We start from the raw sequence: 15943 nt of genomic DNA, 5'->3' as shown, positions 1-15943 counted from the left end.
GTTCTCTCAGCCCTTCATCATATTGACGTCTTCAACCGCGATGGTGCCACGGTTGCGGAAGAAGCAGACCAGAATGGCCAGACCAATCGCCGCCTCCGCCGCCGCAACAGTCAGCACGAACAGGGTGAACACCTGCCCGACCAGATCGCCGAGGAAGCTGGAAAACGCCACGAGGTTGATATTCACCGCCAAAAGCATCAATTCGATGCTCATGAGCAGGATGATGACATTCTTGCGGTTCAGGAAGAGACCAAAGATGCCGATGACAAACAGCGTCGCCGCGACCGTAAGATAGTGTTCAAGTCCGATCATCTTCTCAAAGTCCCTGCCCCGGTTTCACGTCCTTCAACTCCATCGCCTTGGCCGGGTCGCGCATCATCTGGCCGACGATGTCCTGACGCTTGATGTCCTGACGGTGGCGCAAAGTCAGCACGATGGCGCCGATCATCGCCACCAGCAGGATCAAGCCCGCCAGTTGAAACAGAAGGAAGTATTGATCGTAAAGGATGACACCCAGCGCTTCGGTGTTGTGGCGGTCGCTCGGAACCGGTTGCGCCAGATTGGCCTCAACGCCTTGCGCGCTGTCCCACGCTCCGAACGCCATGATGAACTGCATCAGGATCACCAGACCAATCAACAGAGCCAGCGGCATGTACCGCGCCATCTCGGCCTTCAACTCGGCAAAGTCCACGTCCAGCATCATCACCACGAACAGGAACAGCACCGCGACCGCACCCACGTAGACGATGATCAACAGCATCGCCACGAATTCGGCCCCCAGTAGCACGAACAGCCCAGCCGAGGACAGGAAGGACAGGATCAGCCACAGCACTGAGTGCACCGGCTGGCGGCTGATCACCGTGAACAGCCCGCCGGTGATGGTGCTGATGGCAAACAGGTAGAAGGCAAAGACGGTCATTGATCCTCATCCTCGTTTTCGCCCATGACCTCTTGCGCCAGATCCAGCGCGCGTGTCATGGCCGGGATGCCAGCAAAGACCGACATCTGACCGATCGTTTCCACGATCTCTTGTTTCTTTGCGCCCGCCTCAAGCGCATGGCGCACGGTCTGCCGTACGGCCGAATCCGCCTGAGCGCCCTGACAGGTCAGCCCAGCCAACGTCAGCAGTAGACGCGTCTTGGCATCCAGCCCGTCCTTGTTGACGGTGTTGCCGAACATCATCTCCATGACCTCTTTAGGCATGGTCGGCCATAGGTTCTCGAACCCTTTGGGCGAGAAATTCTCCATCGCCGGATTCATCGCCTTGGCCATGTCCTGCGCCTGCTTCATCATTAGCTCAAATGGGTTTGTCGGCGTGTCACTCATCTGTACGGCGCGTCCATTTCCAGATTGCGGGCGATTTCGGCTTCCCAGCGTTCACCGTTGTCGAGCAGCTTTTCCTTGTCGTAGAACAGCTCTTCGCGGGTTTCCGTGGCGAATTCGAAGTTCGGGCCTTCGACGATGGCATCGACCGGGCAGGCTTCTTGGCAGAAACCGCAATAGATGCACTTGGTCATGTCGATGTCGTAGCGCGTGGTGCGACGGCTGCCGTCTTCGCGCGGTTCGGCGTCGATGGTGATGGCTTGCGCCGGGCAAATCGCCTCGCAGAGCTTACAGGCGATGCAGCGTTCCTCGCCGTTAGGATATCGGCGCAAGGCGTGCTCGCCGCGGAACCGAGGCGACAGAGGGCCCTTTTCATGCGGATAATTCACGGTGGCCTTGGGCGCGAAGAAGTATTTTAGCCCCAGCTTCATGCCGACCCAGAAGTCTTGCAGCAGGAAGTACTTGGCAGCGCGGGTGTAGTCGATTTGAGTCATATCAGCCTCCTACGCTCCAACGCGCAAACGCGCCCCAGAACCAGTCGAATTTTGCCGCGAAGGCCACGAAAACCACCCAGGCCAGCGAGAACGGCAGAAACACTTTCCAACCCAGACGCATCAACTGGTCATAGCGGTAACGGGGCGTGATCGCCTTGACCATCGCAAAGAGGAAGAAGAAGAACGCCATCTTGGCAACCATCCACAGCACTCCATCCGGCAGGCCCGGGATCGGTGATAGCCAGCCGCCGAAAAACAGCAGCGTGGTCAGCGCGCACATTAGGAAGATGGCGATGTACTCGCCCGCCATGAACAGCAGGAAGGGTGTGGCCGAGTATTCGACCTGATAGCCGGCGACCAATTCCGACTCCGCCTCGGGCAGGTCGAACGGTGGGCGGTTTGTTTCGGCAAGTGCCGAGATGAAGAACAGGAAGACCATCGGGAAATGCGGCAGCCAGTACCAACTAAAGAAGCCAAACGAGCCATCCTGTGCGCGGACGATGTCGCCAAAGTTCATCGAACCCGTCGAGATGATCACGCCGATGATAATCAGACCGATTGACACTTCATAAGAGATCATCTGCGCCGCAGAGCGCAAAGAGCCGAGGAACGGGTACTTTGAGTTCGACGCCCAACCGCCCATAATCACACCGTAAACCTCCAACGAGGATACGGCGAAGACATAGAGGATCGCCACGTTCAGATCTGACAAAACCCAGCCGTCGTTGAATGGGATCACGGCCCAGGCGATCATTGCCAGGACGAACGACGTTAGCGGAGCCAAGATGAATACGGTGCGGTCCGCGCCCGCCGGGATAACGACCTCTTTGACCACATATTTCAGCGCGTCGGCCACCGTTTGCAACAGACCGTAAGCGCCCACCACGTTCGGACCACGGCGCATCTGAACAGCGGCCCAGATCTTGCGGTCACCATAGACAAGGAACAACAGCGAGATCATCACAAAGGCCACAACGGCCAGCACCTGCGCCAGGACGATCAGGGCGATGCCGCCCGGTGTGTTAAAGAAATCAGCCATTGGTCCTCACACCGTGGGTCGTCGGGGTTATCTCTGCGGGACGGATCATTCAGCGGCCATCCTGTCTGTGTTTTTCGCCTGCGCCGACAGCTCGGCCATCAGTTGTGAGGCGCGTGCGATCGGGTTGGTCAGGTAGAAATCCTTGACCGCATTGCGGAAACTCGCCTTGCCCAGTGAACCAGCCTCAAGCGGCTGCACCTCGTTCTCGATCACCTCGCCGATACGCGCCAGATGCGGTACCGCCTCGATCAATGCGGTCCGCAGTTGCGCCAAGGAATTGAAGGGTAGTGTCGCCCCCAACTCGGCGGAGAGCGCACGCAAGATGGCCCAGTTTTCCTTGGCCTCACCCGGCGCAAAGCCAGCCCGCATGGCCAGCTGAGGGCGGCCTTCGGTGTTCACGAACAACCCGTTTTCCTCGGTATAGGCGGCGGCTGGCAGGATCACATCAGCGCGGTGCGCGCCACGGTCGCCATGGCTGCCTTGATAGATGACGAATGCGCCGTCTCCGATCTCGACCTCATCCGCGCCGAGGTTATAGATCACATCAGCCGCGCTGATCGCGTCCATACCGCCCGCGTTGGTGGCATCCACATCCATCGCGCCCACGCGCGCGGCGGCGGCATGCAAGATGATCAGCCCACTTTCGGTATTGTTTGCAATGGTTTGCGCGGCGGCTAGAACAGCGGCGCCATCTGCCTCTTGCAGCGCGCCCTGACCAACAATGACCAAAGAGCGTTTTGCTTTGATCTCTTCGTCGCCGCCCATGCCGACAACCTTTTGCAACGCAGTGCGGTCATCGCCCATGTGGTGATATTCATAGGTCAGATCGGCCACTGGGCCGACCAGAGCCACCTCGGCCCCATGCGCCCAAGCCTTGCGGATACGCGCGTTCAGAACCGGAGCCTCATCGCGGGGATTGGTGCCGATCAGCAGAATACGCTCGGCCATGTCGATATCTTCGATCGCAGCGGTCCCGGCATAGGCTCCACGGTTGCCCGCAGGCAGCTTGGCCCCGTCCGTGCGGCATTCGACAACGCCGCCCTGCCCTTCGATCATCTGTTTCAGCGCAAAGATCGCCTCAACCGGGGCAAGATCGCCAACGAGACCTGCCGGTTTTTCGGCCCCTTTCAGCGCTTCAGCGGCTTTGGTCAGCGCCTCAGGCCACGAGGCTGGACGCAGCTTGCCGTTTTCGCGCACATACGGACGGTCCAGACGCTGACGGCGCAACCCGTCCCAGACAAACCGGGTCTTGTCGCTGATCCATTCCTCGTTCACGCCGTCATGGTTGCGCGGCAGGAACCGCATCACTTCGCGCCCTTTGGTATCCACGCGGATGTTCGAGCCCAAAGCATCCATTACGTCAATGCTCTCGGTCTTGGTCAGCTCCCACGGACGCGCGGTGAAGGCATAGGGTTTCGAGGTCAGCGCCCCTACGGGGCACAGATCAATGATGTTACCCTGCAGGTTCGAGTGCAGCGTCTGGTTCAGGTACGAGGTGATCTCAGCATCCTCGCCTCGCCCCGTCTGACCCATCTGGGCGATCCCCGCGACCTCGGTCGTGAAGCGCACGCAGCGGGTGCAGCTGATGCAACGGGTCATCGCGGTGCCAACCAACGGTCCCAGATCAAGATCATCCACCGCGCGCTTGGCTTCCTTAAAGCGCGAGCCCGAAACACCATAGGCCATCGCCTGATCCTGCAGGTCGCATTCGCCGCCCTGATCGCAGATCGGGCAATCCAACGGGTGGTTGATCAGCAGGAACTCCATCACGCCTTCGCGGGCCTTCTTGACCATGGGTGAGTTCGTCTTGACCTGAGGCGGTTGCCCCTCCGGCCCCGGACGCAGATCACGCACCTGCATCGCGCAGGAGGCCGCAGGTTTCGGAGGGCCGCCCACGACCTCAACCAGACACATCCGGCAGTTCCCCGCAATCGACAGACGTTCGTGATAGCAGAAGCGTGGCACCTCGACCCCGGCCTCTTCACAGGCCTGGATCAGGGTCATGGCACCATCGACTTCGATTTCCTGCCCGTCGATATTGATCTTGCGGAGGTCAGACATCGTCAGTTCGCCCTCAAATAAACGCCGATGGCGCTGTTTCTGTCGATTTCCTTCCGTCCCAACGTGCAGAAGGAATTCGGGTTTTCGTAGGTCACGCCGTTGGAGGCCAGATAGGCCTCGCCCTTGGCGCGCATCCGGTCTTTTTCAGCGTCGGATTCGACATAGGCCCGGATCTCTTGGTCCGAGTAGCCGAGGCTGTTCGCCTCGGACCGCAGCCCCCACATCACGTTGATCGCTTTCAGCTTCCGCCCGCTGATCGAGGGGCAATAGTCCGAAATCTCCTTCGCGACAGCGATGTAGTACAGTTCATTGTCAATCTGTTTCACCTCACGCAGAGGCGGCTTGGCCTCGGCGACCGCAGGGATCATCAGCGCAAAACCGATGGCAAGTGTTTTCGCATAAGACATGACAGGTCCTTTCATCTTGGATCGACCAAGATGGGTGTCGCCCTGTCTGCTATGCAATAACAGACCGCTGGCACTGCCGTGATATGCGGAAAACAGCCTCATGGTCTTTGGCAGGTTCCCGCAAAAGTCAGTTTGTCGTCGCTGATGCGCAGGTTCTGCGGTTCGGTATCCGGGCCAACCTTCCAAACGATACGCGACGAGCCGAAGTTCTGGATGCAGAATTTGGTGCCTTCGAACCGGCCAGCCTCACGCGCGCCGTCAAGCGAGGCTGACACGTTATTCACGACAACTGTGAATTCGGTCGGGGTGTTGCGCTTGTCGACCGACTTGGCTTTGGCGCGGAAAAACTGCCCGTCAAACAGCACACGGTCCTTGGACGAGGAGACGGTACAGGCCGAGACCAGCACAAGCCCTGCAAGGCCAGCCAAGGTTGAGAGTTTTATTGTCTTCACTTTTTTTATTCCTGTCAGATGGCTGGCATCTGGGCGGCTGCGCGCGCGATCAGAATGGTGTGTCATCCCGCTCACTCCGCTGCGACCTGAGCGCAACGATTGTCGCGCCACTTGCTTGCTTGTTTCAAATCCGCCCATCCAAAGGCGTGTTCACTTGGACCTTCCTGGCGCAGACGCTCTAGCCGCGCCATGGCTTCATCCAGATCCGGCTGGTGCCCTGCGGGCACCCACCACATGACGAAATGCTGATCCCCCAGCAGTTCAAACCACTCCTGACGGCGGTCATAAAACTGTTTGTGTATGGTGCCCCAGACAAATGTCTCAAGGCTCGCGACATCTTCCCAGACCGTCAGGTTGGCAACATATTGAGGATCGTCCCCAATCGCGTTTTCCGTGTTCCCGGTTCCCGGCTCGCCCGAGCCTTCCATCATCCAAACAAAGCCCGGCATCCGCTTGCCCAAGCCATTGACCTTGTCGAGATTGGCCATGAACTCAGCCACCCGCGGGTCATCCGTCGGGGCCAGCAGGCGGCCAATATTCAGTTCGGCCAGATGATATCCGTCGGGCTGCCTGATCATTCCGCTGCCATCGCCCCTATGCGGCCTGATTTCTGCGCCTTAATGCGGTCCTCGATCTCTTCGCGGAAATTGCGGATCAGGCCCTGGATCGGCCAGGCCGCGGCATCGCCCAAGGCGCAGATCGTGTGGCCTTCGACCTGTTTGGTCACGTCAAACAGCATGTCGATCTCTTCCAGCTCGGCCTCACCGCGCACAAGGCGGTCCATCACCCGCATCATCCAGCCCGTGCCTTCGCGGCATGGCGTACACTGGCCGCAGCTTTCATGCTTGTAGAATTTCGACAGCCGCCAGATCGCTTTTATGATGTCGGTGGACTTATCCATCACGATCACCGCCGCCGTGCCAAGACCCGAGCCCAGTTCACCGCGCAGATAGTCGAAATCCATGATCGCATCGCGCATGTTTTCACCGCGCACGCACGGAACGGACGATCCACCTGGAATGACCGCGAGCAGGTTGTCCCAGCCGCCGCGAATGCCACCGCAATGGGTTTCGATCAGTTGCTCGAACGGGATCGACATCGCCTCTTCGACGACGCACGGGTTGTTCACATGGCCCGAGATCGCAAACAGTTTGGTGCCCGCGTTATTCTGACGTCCAAAGCCCGCGAACCAATCCGCGCCCCGGCGCAGGATGGTCGGTACAACGGCGATGGACTCCACGTTATTCACCGTGGTCGGGCAGCCATAGAGGCCCGCGCCAGCCGGGAATGGTGGCTTCATGCGCGGCATACCCTTTTTGCCCTCAAGGCTTTCGATCAGCGCCGTTTCTTCACCGCAGATGTAAGCGCCCGCGCCGTGATGCAGGAAGATGTCGAAATCCCATCCCGAGCCGGCCGCATTCTTACCCAATAGCCCGGCGTCATAAGCCTCATCAATCGCGGCCTGCAACGCCTCGCGCTCGCGGATATATTCGCCGCGCAGGTAGATGTAGCAGGTATGCGCATTCATTGCGAAAGAGGCGATCAAGCAGCCTTCGATCAGCGTATGCGGATCGTGGCGCATTATCTCACGGTCTTTGCAGGTGCCCGGTTCGGATTCGTCCGCATTTACGACCAGATAAGACGGGCGCCCGTCGCTCTCTTTTGGCATGAACGACCATTTCAGGCCAGTTGGGAAGCCCGCGCCACCGCGCCCACGCAGGCCCGAGTCTTTCATCGTCTGGATGATCCAATCCCGGCCCTTTTCGATCAGACCAGCGGTGCCATCCCAATGCCCTCGGGCCTGCGCGCCGCGCAGAGTACGCTCGTGCATCCCGTAGATGTTGGTAAAGATCCGGTCCTGATCCTTCAGCATCGCGTGTTACCCTCAGCTGTCCTGACGCATGCGCCAGAGTTGAAATATGTTGACGCCCGCATAGATGAAACCGGCCAAAGCGGCGAAATCAAATAGCAGCGCATAGCGCCCCGGCATTCCAATAGCAGGGCCGATGAACAAGGTCATGCCAAGCCAAACCACCATCGTCACGGCGATGACGATGCCTATATGTCGGCCCTTGCGGGCTATGGCTTGCTCTTTGTCCTTGTCCATCTCGTCCTTGAGCCCTTGCTGGGGCGTTTAGTCTTCGTAAGTGCCGTCTTCCTTGGCACGTTTGGCGAATTCGGTCTCATCCCCAACGGCCAGCTTGGCCGCTTGCTCAATCCAGCCATCGCGTTCGATCCGGCCTTTGAACTTCAGACGCGCATCCACCCATGCCACATGCTCGGGCGTCCAAGCCGCGATCTGATCATAGTGGAAAAAGCCCAAGTCGTTCAGCGTCTCTTCCAGTTTCGGCCCCACGCCTTTGAGCATCTTGAGGTCATCCGGCAGTCCCCCACGCGCCTCAGTCAGCGTTCGGGGTTTATCTTCCTCGACTTCTTTCGCTTTGGCCTCTGCTGCCTGTTTGATGGCAGGTTTCGGTGGCTCAGGCGCTTTCGGCGGTTTCGCCGCCGCCGATGCCCCAGCCTGTTTGCCGTCTTTACCCAGCCAAGGTGTGAGGATCGGAACCTCGGTCCCGTCGATCCGCTTGACCGTATCGCCAAGCTCTGCCGCTAAGGCCACGCTGGCATTATGTACCGGTTTTCCAGCCTCATATTCGGTCAGGCTGCTGAGGCCTTTCAAAGGCTCTGCCGCATATCGCCCGTTCTGAGGGCCAGGCGTGGGAACGTTACCCGCTACCAGATCGTCAATGATCTTGCCAAAACTCTCAGCGGTCAGGTCTTCGTAGTAATCCTTGCCAATCTGCGCCATCGGGGCATTCGTACAGGACCCGAGGCATTCCACCTCTTCCCAGCTCAACTTGCCATCGGCGGATAGCGCATGCGGCTTGGCGGCGATCTTTTCCTTGCAGACCGCAATCAGATCCTCGGCCCCGCAAATCATGCAAGAGGTTGTGCCACAGACCTGAATATGCGCCACCGAGCCGACCGGCTGCAGCTGGAACATGAAGTAGAACGAGGCGACCTCAAGCACGCGGATATAGGCCATGCCCAGCATGTCCGCGACGGATTCAATTGCCGGGCGGGACAGCCAGCCCTCCTGCTCTTGCGCGCGCCAAAGCAGAGGGATTACCGCGCTGGCTTGGCGACCCTCGGGGTATTTTGTGATCTGCGCTTCAGCCCATTGCTGGTTGGCAACGGTGAAGGCAAAGCTTTCGGGTTGTTCGGGGTGAAGACGGCGGAGCATTAGCGGTCAATCTCTCCAAATACGACGTCCATGGTGCCGATGATGGCGGCGACGTCAGCCAGTTGGTGGCCTTTGGCGACGTGATCCATAGCTTGCAGATGCAGGAAACCCGGTGCGCGGAGTTTGGCGCGGTAGGGTTTGTTGGTGCCGTCGGCAACGAGATAGACGCCGAATTCGCCCTTGGGGGCTTCTACTGCGGCGTAGACTTCGCCTGCGGGGACGTGGAAGCCTTCGGTGTAAAGCTTGAAGTGGTGGATCAGGCTTTCCATAGAGGTCTTCATGTCCGAGCGTTTCGGCGGGGTGATCTTGCCGCGCGCCAAAACGTCGCCCGGGCATTCGCGAATCTTGGCGATGGCCTGACGGATGATCAGCAGCGACTGGCGCATCTCTTCCATGCGGCAGAGATAACGGTCGTAGCAGTCGCCATTCTTGCCGACGGGGATCTGGAACTCGAACTCGTCGTAGCACTCATAGGGCTGCGCACGGCGCAGGTCCCATGCAAGGCCCGAGCCACGGACCATCACGCCCGAGAAGCCGTATTTCTGAATGTCATCCTCGGTCACGACGCCAATATCGGCGTTGCGTTGCTTGAAGATGCGGTTTTCGGTCAACAACCCGTCAATGTCGTCGAGAACGGCGGGGAATTCGTGGCTCCATGCCTCAATATCGTCCAGCAGTTCGGGCGGGAGGTCCTGATGGACGCCGCCGGGGCGGAAATAGGCGGCGTGCAGGCGGGCACCACAGGCGCGCTCATAGAACACCATCAGCTTTTCGCGTTCTTCAAAACCCCACAGCGGTGGGGTCAGAGCGCCCACATCCATCGCCTGTGTGGTCACATTCAGCAGATGGTTCAGAATACGCCCAATCTCAGAATACAGAACCCGGATCAACGAGCCACGGCGCGGTACTTCAACCCCGGTCAATTTCTCAATCGCCAGACACCAGGCATGTTCCTGGTTCATCGGCGCCACGTAATCCAGACGGTCGAAATACGGCAGGTTCTGCAGATACGTCCGGCTTTCCATCAGCTTTTCGGTGCCACGGTGCAGCAAGCCGATATGCGGATCGCAGCGCTCGACGATCTCTCCGTCCAGCTCAAGCACCAAACGCAAAACTCCATGTGCTGCAGGGTGTTGCGGACCGAAGTTGATGTTGAAGTTGCGGATCTTCTGTTCGCCGCTCAGCGCGTCAGTGCTGCCGTCATCATATCTTGAGCCGTCCATCACCGCCCCCGCTTTTTCTTCGCGTCCGCGCGCACCCGGACCTTCTCGGCCTCAGCTGCCTTGGCTGCGGCGCCGGCAAGCAGCACCCCAAGAGCGCCCATAATGATCAGTTCCCCCAGCATCTCAGCGACGCTCCATCTCTTGCAGCTTCATGGCCATGATCCACAAAAGGATCAGCGTTCCAATCGGGATGACGCAGGCAAACGCCCAGAACTTCTCGATCCCGAAATGCGGCAGCAATTTCAGCATCGGGATGATCGTGGCGATCGTGAAAGCGATCCAGATCAGGAACTCCATGGCTTACGACTCCTGTTTTTCATCCCCCGGAAGAATGTAATTGGCACCTTCCCATGGGGACATGAAATCAAACTGACGGTATTCCTGCACGAGGCTGACGGGCTCATAAACCACGCGTTTCTGCGCCTCGTCATAGCGAACCTCGGTGTAGCCGGTGGTCGGGAAATCCTTGCGCAGCGGATAGCCGCGGAACCCGTAGTCGGTCAGTATACGCCGCAGGTCCGGATGGCCCGAGAACAAGATGCCGAACATGTCGAAAACCTCACGCTCGAACCAGTTGGCCGAGGGATGCGTATCGACGATCGAGGGCACCATGTCCTCTTCACGGATCGAAACCCGCAGACGAATGCGTTGGTTCTGGTACATCGACAAGAAGTGATAAACCACGTCGAACCGCTTGGCCCGTTCGGGGTAATCCACGCCTGTGATATCGACCAGCGTTGAGAACTGGCAGGAGCGGTCGCTCTTGAGGAATTCGATGAATTCGACAAGGTTCGACGGCGCCACATCCACGTTCAGCTCGCCATGCGTGACATCCCACGACAACACGCAGTCGGACCGTTTCAGCTCCAGATGCGTACCGAGTTCTTTGAGTGCTTCGCTCATCCGCCCTCTCCCTTAGCGAACGATCGTGCCGGTGCGGCGGATTTTGCGTTGCAGCTGCATAAGACCATAAAGCAGCGCCTCAGCCGTCGGAGGGCAACCGGGGACATAAATGTCCACCGGAACGATACGGTCACAGCCGCGCACGACGGAATAGGAATAGTGGTAGTAGCCGCCACCATTGGCGCAGGACCCCATCGAGATCACATAGCGCGGCTCGGGCATCTGATCGTAGACCTTGCGCAGCGCAGGAGCCATTTTGTTGGTCAACGTTCCAGCAACGATCATCACGTCGGACTGACGTGGGGATGCACGCGGCGCGATGCCAAACCGTTCCGCGTCATAGCGCGGCATTGAGGTGTGCATCATCTCGACCGCGCAACAAGCCAGACCAAAGGTCATCCAATGCAAAGACCCGGTCCGTGCCCAATTTATGATGTCTTCGGTCGAGGTCAGCAGGAAGCCTTTGTCCTGCAGCTCGGCATTGAGGGCTTGGGTGGCGACTTCTTTATCGACGCCGGCGGTATTTGTGCCCGTCATCACTCCCATTCCAAGGCCCCCTTCTTCCATTCATAGGCAAAGCCGATGGTCAAAACGCCAAGGAAAACCATCATCGACCAGAATCCCACATCGCTGATGTCCTTAAAGCCCACGGCCCAGGGGAACAGGAACGCAATCTCGAGGTCGAAAATGATGAAAAGGATCGAAACCAGATAGAAGCGCACATCGAACTTCATCCGAGCGTCATCAAACGCGTTGAAGCCGCATTCATAGGCGCTGACTTTTTCGGGATCGGGGTTGCGAACTGCCAGAACGACAGCTGCCAGAATCAGGACAATTCCCAGGCCGATGGCTACGGCCAGAAACACCAGAATAGGGAGATACTCCCGCAGCAGGTCTTCCACGTCTAGCTCCTTTCCTGCGCGTCCCCTTTCGGAGGGCGCCGTCAATTGGCGTGTTGACTCGACTTTCTCTAGCCCCACGCGGTCAGAGGGTCAACCGAACACAAGCGCGCACCACGTCATTCATCCCCTTGACAGACCTTCGGGAATCACCCCGATTTCGCCTCAGCAGACAATAGACGCCCAAAGTTAATCTTTGTTGTTCCACTTGGGGTTACGTTTTTCAAAGAATGCTTCGATGCCTTCGCGTGCTTCCGGCGTTTCCCATCGGGCGACCAACGCTTGGATGGTATGGTCGATCACACTGTCGTCAAGACGCGGGCCGAGGTTTTGAACCAAGGCCTTAGCCGACGCCACAGCCCCTGGCGCGCAAGACAGATAGGGGGTGATTTCATCCTCGACAGCGCGCATCAGTTGATCGGCTGGCACCGCTTTTGCCAACAGGCCAAGATCCACCGCTTCCGCTGCGTCAAACAGACGCGCGGACATGAACACGCGCCGCGCGCGGGCCTCCCCCATCCGCGCGATCACGTAAGGCCCAATCGTCGCTGGGATCAGGCCCAGCCGGGTCTCGGTTAGGCCCATTTTAAGGGTGTCAACGCCAACCGCAACGTCGCAGACCGAGGTCAGCCCGACGCCGCCGCCAAACGCGTTGCCCTGCAAGGCACCAATCAGAGGTTTGGGCATCTCGTTCAGTGCCTTCAGCATTTCCGCCAGCTTGCGCGCCTCGGTAAATCGGGTCTCGGCATCCGCAGCCATCTGATCACGCATCCACCCCAGATCGCCCCCGGCACAGAAGCTCTTGCCAGACCCGGTCAACACAACAACGCGCACCGCCTCGTCGCGCCCGAGCTGCGCCGCGGCCTGAGTCAATTCGTTGATCATCAGCGCCGACATGGCATTGTGCTTTTCGGCGCGCGACAGAGTCAGTGTCGCAACACCCCGGTCATCTGTGACGACCGCAATCGTTTCAAACATGTCAGCCTCTCATTGCCTGCGCCATCTGCCCGGCTTCGTCCAAAACTGCTGCGTCCAGACCGGTCTCATATCCCAGCCGCTCCAGATGGGCGGCAACTGCTTCGGTCGCGACATTGCCAGCCGCGCCGGGTGCATAGGGGCATCCCCCCAAACCACCGACCGCAGCGTCAAACACCCGCACGCCCAGCGCCAGCGAGGCATCGATATTGTCCATCGCGCGCCCATTGGTGTTGTGGAAATGGCCCGCAAGTCGGGTAACGGGCACCCTGTCGCGCACCGCCAGCAGCATATGCGCGATCTTGTCCGGGGTTCCCTGCCCGATCGTATCGCCAAGCGAAATCTCATAGCACCCATGCGCGAACAGAGCGTCCGCGACCTCGGCCACTTTTTCGGGTGGGGTCGGACCATCATACGGACAATCGTTCACGCATGAGACATAGCCCCGGACCGGTAAGTCGATATGGCGCGCGGCCTCAAGGATCGGCGCGAACCGTTCGATGGATTCCGCGATGGTCGCGTTGATGTTGGCTTTCGAAAACCCCTCGGAGGCTGATGCAAACACTGCGATCTCATCCGCCTTGGCCGCCAGCGCGTCTTCATAGCCGCGCATGTTCGGCGTCAGCGCCGCATAACGCACGCCCTCTGCCCGTTTGATCCCAGCCAGGACCGCGCCGCTTCCTGCCATCTGGGGCACCCATTTAGCGGACACGAAACTGGCCACCTCAATTCGATTGAACCCGGCGCGGCTCAGGCAATCGACCAACGCTACCTTCTCGGCCACCGGAATCTCGCGCTTTTCGTTCTGAAGCCCGTCCCTTGGCCCGACCTCGAATATCTCGACCCGTTCTTTCATCAGCGCATCCCTCCCCGGCTTCTTTCCGTTTTACATTCGGATAGCCCGACTGTGCCACGCAATGCACGGCCCGAACAGATCAATCCTCAGCCAAACGAACCAGTGCCGCACCAGCCTCTACCTGTGCGCCTGCGTCCGCTAACACCTCGGCCACCACACCGTCGCGCGCCGCAAGCAGTGAATGCTCCATCTTCATGGCTTCCAGAATCGCCAGCCGGTCTCCCTCTTTCACCGCTTGCCCTGCCGAGGCAAAGACGGCCTTGACCAGACCCGGCATTGGCGCCTCGATCACGTTGGTATCTCCTGCAGCGCTGGCATCGCGATCCAAGGGGTCGACGATTTCGAACACCTGACCATAGTCATCAAACACCGTGATCTGAGGCCCAGCGACGACGACATGGGGCATGCGCTGTCCATTAATGACCCAACCCCCATTGTGCTGCGCGATCACCTGCGCGCCATTCACCGTCCAGAGCTGCCGGTGCGGGCTTTCGACCTGAACATCCAGATCAAGGACCTCACCGTCGCGCATCAGCTGCACGGCCCGGTGCAACGGCCCCCACAGGGTGAAGCCAGTCTCTGAGGTCGTCTCTGTCAGACCCAGCGCTATCATCGCCGCGGCCACAACCGAGGCATTGGTCGTCCCTGACGTCCTTACCAGATCCTCCAGATCGCGCCCGATCTGACCCGTATCCACATCGCCCGAGGCAAACCCACCATGGCGTGTCAAAGCGCCAAGAAAGGCCAGATTGGTCACCGTGCCGGCAACTTCGGTCTGGCGCAGGGCGCGATGCAGGCTCTCAAGCGCGACTGTGCGGGTCGGACCATGTACGACGACCTTGGCGATCATCGGATCATACCAGGGGCTGATCGTGTCCCCTGCTCGCACGCCACTATCCGCGCGGCACTCAGGCGGAAACTGCAGATGGGTCAGAGTCCCCGTCGCCGGTAAAAAGCCCTTGGGCACATCCTCGGCATAAAGCCGTGCCTCAAAGGCGTGACCGTTGATCGACAGGTCGTTCTGCTGCTTCGGCAGGGTTTCTCCCGCTGCAACGCGCAGCTGCCATTCGACCAGATCAACGCCCGTAATCGCCTCGGTCACCGGATGTTCAACCTGCAGGCGCGTGTTCATCTCCATGAACCAGAAACGATCCGGCCGCAGCCCTTCGGACGCGTCGACGATGAACTCAACCGTTCCAGCCCCCTTGTAGCCAATCGCCTCCGCCGCGCGGACACCAGCCTGCCCCATCGCATCGCGCATCTCGGGCGTCATGCCAGGGGCCGGAGCCTCTTCGATCACCTTCTGATGTCGGCGCTGAAGCGAGCAGTCCCGTTCAAACAGATGCAACGCATGGGTACCGTCGCCGAAAACCTGAACCTCGATATGCCGAGGTTTAGCTACGAATTTCTCCACCAGAACCGCATCATTGTCAAAGGCCGTCTTTGCCTCGCCTCGCGCGCTGTCCAATGCTTCCGAGAACGCTTCGGGCGTCTCGACCAGCCGCATACCCTTGCCGCCGCCGCCCGCAACCGCCTTGATCAGCACGGGATAGCTAATGGCTGCGGCTGCCTCGGCCAGATGAGCAGGGTCCTGATTGTCGCCGTGATACCCGGGCACAACGGGAACGCCTGCGTCCTCCATCAAAGCCTTAGCCGCATCCTTGAGACCCATTTTGCGGATTGCATCCGCCGAGGGACCAATGAATGTCAGCCCTGCGGCCTCAACCGCATCCACAAAATCCGGGTTCTCGGAAAGAAACCCATAGCCGGGATGGATCGCCTGCGCCCCGGTCTCGAGCGCCGCCTGGATGATCACATCCCCCTTCAGATAGCTTTCAGCCGGAGCGGCCCCGCCAATATGCACCGCCTCATCTGCCATTTGCACATGCTTCGCCGAAGCATCCGCATCCGAATAGACAGCCACACAGGACACACCCATTTTCTGAGCGGTTTCCATCACACGGCAAGCAATCTCGCCCCGGTTTGCGATTAGGATTTTACTGAACATGGCAAACCGCCTCTTCGAAGATAGATCCAGACGAGCATTCGGTGCTTAGGCTCCAAGAGGAT

General features: G+C 59.3%; 21 protein-coding genes. All 21 read right to left on the bottom strand.

Going from position 1 to position 15943, the window contains the following annotated elements; all coding sequences use genetic code 11:
* Positions 1-6: 6 nt before the first annotated feature.
* Positions 7-312 (bottom strand): NADH-quinone oxidoreductase subunit NuoK, encoded by a 306-nt coding sequence (gene nuoK / locus ACXAH8_RS05930; protein ID WP_005984024.1) that lies wholly within the window; start codon positions 310-312, stop codon positions 7-9.
* Between the two features lie 4 nt (positions 313-316).
* On the bottom strand, positions 317-919 hold the full coding sequence (locus ACXAH8_RS05925; protein ID WP_170768089.1) for an NADH-quinone oxidoreductase subunit J: 603 nt from the start codon (positions 917-919) through the stop codon (positions 317-319).
* Positions 916-1326, bottom strand: coding sequence for a carboxymuconolactone decarboxylase family protein (locus ACXAH8_RS05920; RefSeq protein ID WP_170678546.1), 411 nt, complete (start codon positions 1324-1326; stop codon positions 916-918). The genes ACXAH8_RS05925 and ACXAH8_RS05920 overlap by 4 nt, the downstream gene beginning before the upstream one ends.
* Complete coding sequence (nuoI, locus tag ACXAH8_RS05915) at positions 1323-1817, bottom strand: NADH-quinone oxidoreductase subunit NuoI (RefSeq protein WP_039524264.1); 495 nt, start codon at positions 1815-1817, stop codon at positions 1323-1325. The genes ACXAH8_RS05920 and nuoI overlap by 4 nt, the downstream gene beginning before the upstream one ends.
* Position 1818: 1 nt before the next feature.
* On the bottom strand, positions 1819-2856 hold the full coding sequence (gene nuoH, locus ACXAH8_RS05910) for an NADH-quinone oxidoreductase subunit NuoH (RefSeq protein ID WP_170467881.1): 1038 nt from the start codon (positions 2854-2856) through the stop codon (positions 1819-1821).
* Between the two features lie 45 nt (positions 2857-2901).
* Entirely contained in the window at positions 2902-4917 is a 2016-nt protein-coding gene (nuoG, locus tag ACXAH8_RS05905) for an NADH-quinone oxidoreductase subunit NuoG (protein WP_475216806.1), read from the bottom strand.
* A 2-nt stretch (positions 4918-4919) separates the two neighbouring features.
* Positions 4920-5426 (bottom strand): DUF5333 domain-containing protein, encoded by a 507-nt coding sequence (locus tag ACXAH8_RS05900; RefSeq protein WP_475216804.1) that lies wholly within the window; start codon positions 5424-5426, stop codon positions 4920-4922.
* Entirely contained in the window at positions 5423-5776 is a 354-nt protein-coding gene (locus ACXAH8_RS05895) for a hypothetical protein (RefSeq protein ID WP_475216802.1), read from the bottom strand. The genes ACXAH8_RS05900 and ACXAH8_RS05895 overlap by 4 nt, the downstream gene beginning before the upstream one ends.
* Before the next feature lie 71 nt (positions 5777-5847).
* On the bottom strand, positions 5848-6354 hold the full coding sequence (locus ACXAH8_RS05890; RefSeq protein ID WP_475216800.1) for a DUF3291 domain-containing protein: 507 nt from the start codon (positions 6352-6354) through the stop codon (positions 5848-5850).
* The gene (nuoF, locus tag ACXAH8_RS05885; protein WP_475216799.1) at positions 6351-7649 is read right to left on the bottom strand and encodes an NADH-quinone oxidoreductase subunit NuoF; all 1299 of its coding nucleotides are present in this window, start codon (positions 7647-7649) and stop codon (positions 6351-6353) included. The genes ACXAH8_RS05890 and nuoF overlap by 4 nt, the downstream gene beginning before the upstream one ends.
* 12 nt (positions 7650-7661) lie before the next feature.
* Positions 7662-7883: a DUF5337 domain-containing protein gene (locus tag ACXAH8_RS05880; RefSeq protein WP_170467891.1), complete on the bottom strand. Its 222-nt coding sequence runs from the start codon at positions 7881-7883 to the stop codon at positions 7662-7664.
* Between the two features lie 27 nt (positions 7884-7910).
* A complete protein-coding gene (gene nuoE / locus ACXAH8_RS05875) occupies positions 7911-9017 on the bottom strand; it encodes an NADH-quinone oxidoreductase subunit NuoE (RefSeq protein ID WP_475216797.1) in 1107 nt (368 codons plus the stop codon).
* On the bottom strand, positions 9017-10240 hold the full coding sequence (locus ACXAH8_RS05870; RefSeq protein ID WP_170375130.1) for an NADH-quinone oxidoreductase subunit D: 1224 nt from the start codon (positions 10238-10240) through the stop codon (positions 9017-9019). The genes nuoE and ACXAH8_RS05870 overlap by 1 nt, the downstream gene beginning before the upstream one ends.
* The gene (locus tag ACXAH8_RS05865; RefSeq protein ID WP_475216796.1) at positions 10240-10362 is read right to left on the bottom strand and encodes a hypothetical protein; all 123 of its coding nucleotides are present in this window, start codon (positions 10360-10362) and stop codon (positions 10240-10242) included. The genes ACXAH8_RS05870 and ACXAH8_RS05865 overlap by 1 nt, the downstream gene beginning before the upstream one ends.
* A 1-nt stretch (position 10363) precedes the next feature.
* A complete protein-coding gene (locus tag ACXAH8_RS05860) occupies positions 10364-10537 on the bottom strand; it encodes a hypothetical protein (RefSeq protein WP_170461080.1) in 174 nt (57 codons plus the stop codon).
* Positions 10538-10540: 3 nt separating this feature from the next.
* The gene (locus tag ACXAH8_RS05855; RefSeq protein ID WP_170375126.1) at positions 10541-11143 is read right to left on the bottom strand and encodes an NADH-quinone oxidoreductase subunit C; all 603 of its coding nucleotides are present in this window, start codon (positions 11141-11143) and stop codon (positions 10541-10543) included.
* Between the two features lie 12 nt (positions 11144-11155).
* Complete coding sequence (locus ACXAH8_RS05850; RefSeq protein WP_475216794.1) at positions 11156-11689, bottom strand: NuoB/complex I 20 kDa subunit family protein; 534 nt, start codon at positions 11687-11689, stop codon at positions 11156-11158.
* Entirely contained in the window at positions 11680-12045 is a 366-nt protein-coding gene (locus ACXAH8_RS05845; protein ID WP_170375125.1) for an NADH-quinone oxidoreductase subunit A, read from the bottom strand. The genes ACXAH8_RS05850 and ACXAH8_RS05845 overlap by 10 nt, the downstream gene beginning before the upstream one ends.
* Positions 12046-12231: 186 nt before the next feature.
* Positions 12232-13020: a crotonase/enoyl-CoA hydratase family protein gene (locus tag ACXAH8_RS05840; RefSeq protein WP_475216792.1), complete on the bottom strand. Its 789-nt coding sequence runs from the start codon at positions 13018-13020 to the stop codon at positions 12232-12234.
* A gap of 1 nt (position 13021) precedes the next feature.
* Positions 13022-13873, bottom strand: a complete 852-nt coding sequence (locus tag ACXAH8_RS05835; RefSeq protein ID WP_475216790.1) for a hydroxymethylglutaryl-CoA lyase — start codon at positions 13871-13873, stop codon at positions 13022-13024.
* Positions 13874-13952: 79 nt separating this feature from the next.
* A complete protein-coding gene (locus tag ACXAH8_RS05830; protein ID WP_475216788.1) occupies positions 13953-15881 on the bottom strand; it encodes an acetyl/propionyl/methylcrotonyl-CoA carboxylase subunit alpha in 1929 nt (642 codons plus the stop codon).
* Positions 15882-15943 lie beyond the last annotated feature (62 nt).

Source organism: Ruegeria sp. ABV3_008, from assembly GCF_056161185.1.
Note: the sequence above shows the minus strand (reverse complement) of the source record. Positions and strands in the feature narration are given on the sequence as shown.

Excerpts from the sequence above, each read along its gene's own strand:
- nuoK (WP_005984024.1), bottom strand. The coding sequence starts at position 312 with ATGATCGGACTTGAACACTATCTTACGGTCGCGGCGACGCTGTTTGTC.
- ACXAH8_RS05925 (WP_170768089.1), bottom strand. The coding sequence starts at position 919 with ATGACCGTCTTTGCCTTCTACCTGTTTGCCATCAGCACCATCACCGGC.
- ACXAH8_RS05920 (WP_170678546.1), bottom strand. The coding sequence starts at position 1,326 with ATGAGTGACACGCCGACAAACCCATTTGAGCTAATGATGAAGCAGGCG.
- nuoI (WP_039524264.1), bottom strand. The coding sequence starts at position 1,817 with ATGACTCAAATCGACTACACCCGCGCTGCCAAGTACTTCCTGCTGCAA.
- nuoH (WP_170467881.1), bottom strand. The coding sequence starts at position 2,856 with ATGGCTGATTTCTTTAACACACCGGGCGGCATCGCCCTGATCGTCCTG.
- nuoG (WP_475216806.1), bottom strand. The coding sequence starts at position 4,917 with ATGTCTGACCTCCGCAAGATCAATATCGACGGGCAGGAAATCGAAGTC.
- ACXAH8_RS05900 (WP_475216804.1), bottom strand. The coding sequence starts at position 5,426 with ATGAGGCTGTTTTCCGCATATCACGGCAGTGCCAGCGGTCTGTTATTG.
- ACXAH8_RS05890 (WP_475216800.1), bottom strand. The coding sequence starts at position 6,354 with ATGATCAGGCAGCCCGACGGATATCATCTGGCCGAACTGAATATTGGC.
- nuoF (WP_475216799.1), bottom strand. The coding sequence starts at position 7,649 with ATGCTGAAGGATCAGGACCGGATCTTTACCAACATCTACGGGATGCAC.
- ACXAH8_RS05880 (WP_170467891.1), bottom strand. The coding sequence starts at position 7,883 with ATGGACAAGGACAAAGAGCAAGCCATAGCCCGCAAGGGCCGACATATA.
- nuoE (WP_475216797.1), bottom strand. The coding sequence starts at position 9,017 with ATGCTCCGCCGTCTTCACCCCGAACAACCCGAAAGCTTTGCCTTCACC.
- ACXAH8_RS05870 (WP_170375130.1), bottom strand. The coding sequence starts at position 10,240 with ATGGACGGCTCAAGATATGATGACGGCAGCACTGACGCGCTGAGCGGC.
- ACXAH8_RS05865 (WP_475216796.1), bottom strand. The coding sequence starts at position 10,362 with ATGCTGGGGGAACTGATCATTATGGGCGCTCTTGGGGTGCTGCTTGCC.
- ACXAH8_RS05860 (WP_170461080.1), bottom strand. The coding sequence starts at position 10,537 with ATGGAGTTCCTGATCTGGATCGCTTTCACGATCGCCACGATCATCCCG.
- ACXAH8_RS05855 (WP_170375126.1), bottom strand. The coding sequence starts at position 11,143 with ATGAGCGAAGCACTCAAAGAACTCGGTACGCATCTGGAGCTGAAACGG.
- ACXAH8_RS05850 (WP_475216794.1), bottom strand. The coding sequence starts at position 11,689 with ATGGGAGTGATGACGGGCACAAATACCGCCGGCGTCGATAAAGAAGTC.
- ACXAH8_RS05840 (WP_475216792.1), bottom strand. The coding sequence starts at position 13,020 with ATGTTTGAAACGATTGCGGTCGTCACAGATGACCGGGGTGTTGCGACA.
- ACXAH8_RS05835 (WP_475216790.1), bottom strand. The coding sequence starts at position 13,873 with ATGAAAGAACGGGTCGAGATATTCGAGGTCGGGCCAAGGGACGGGCTT.
- ACXAH8_RS05830 (WP_475216788.1), bottom strand. The coding sequence starts at position 15,881 with ATGTTCAGTAAAATCCTAATCGCAAACCGGGGCGAGATTGCTTGCCGT.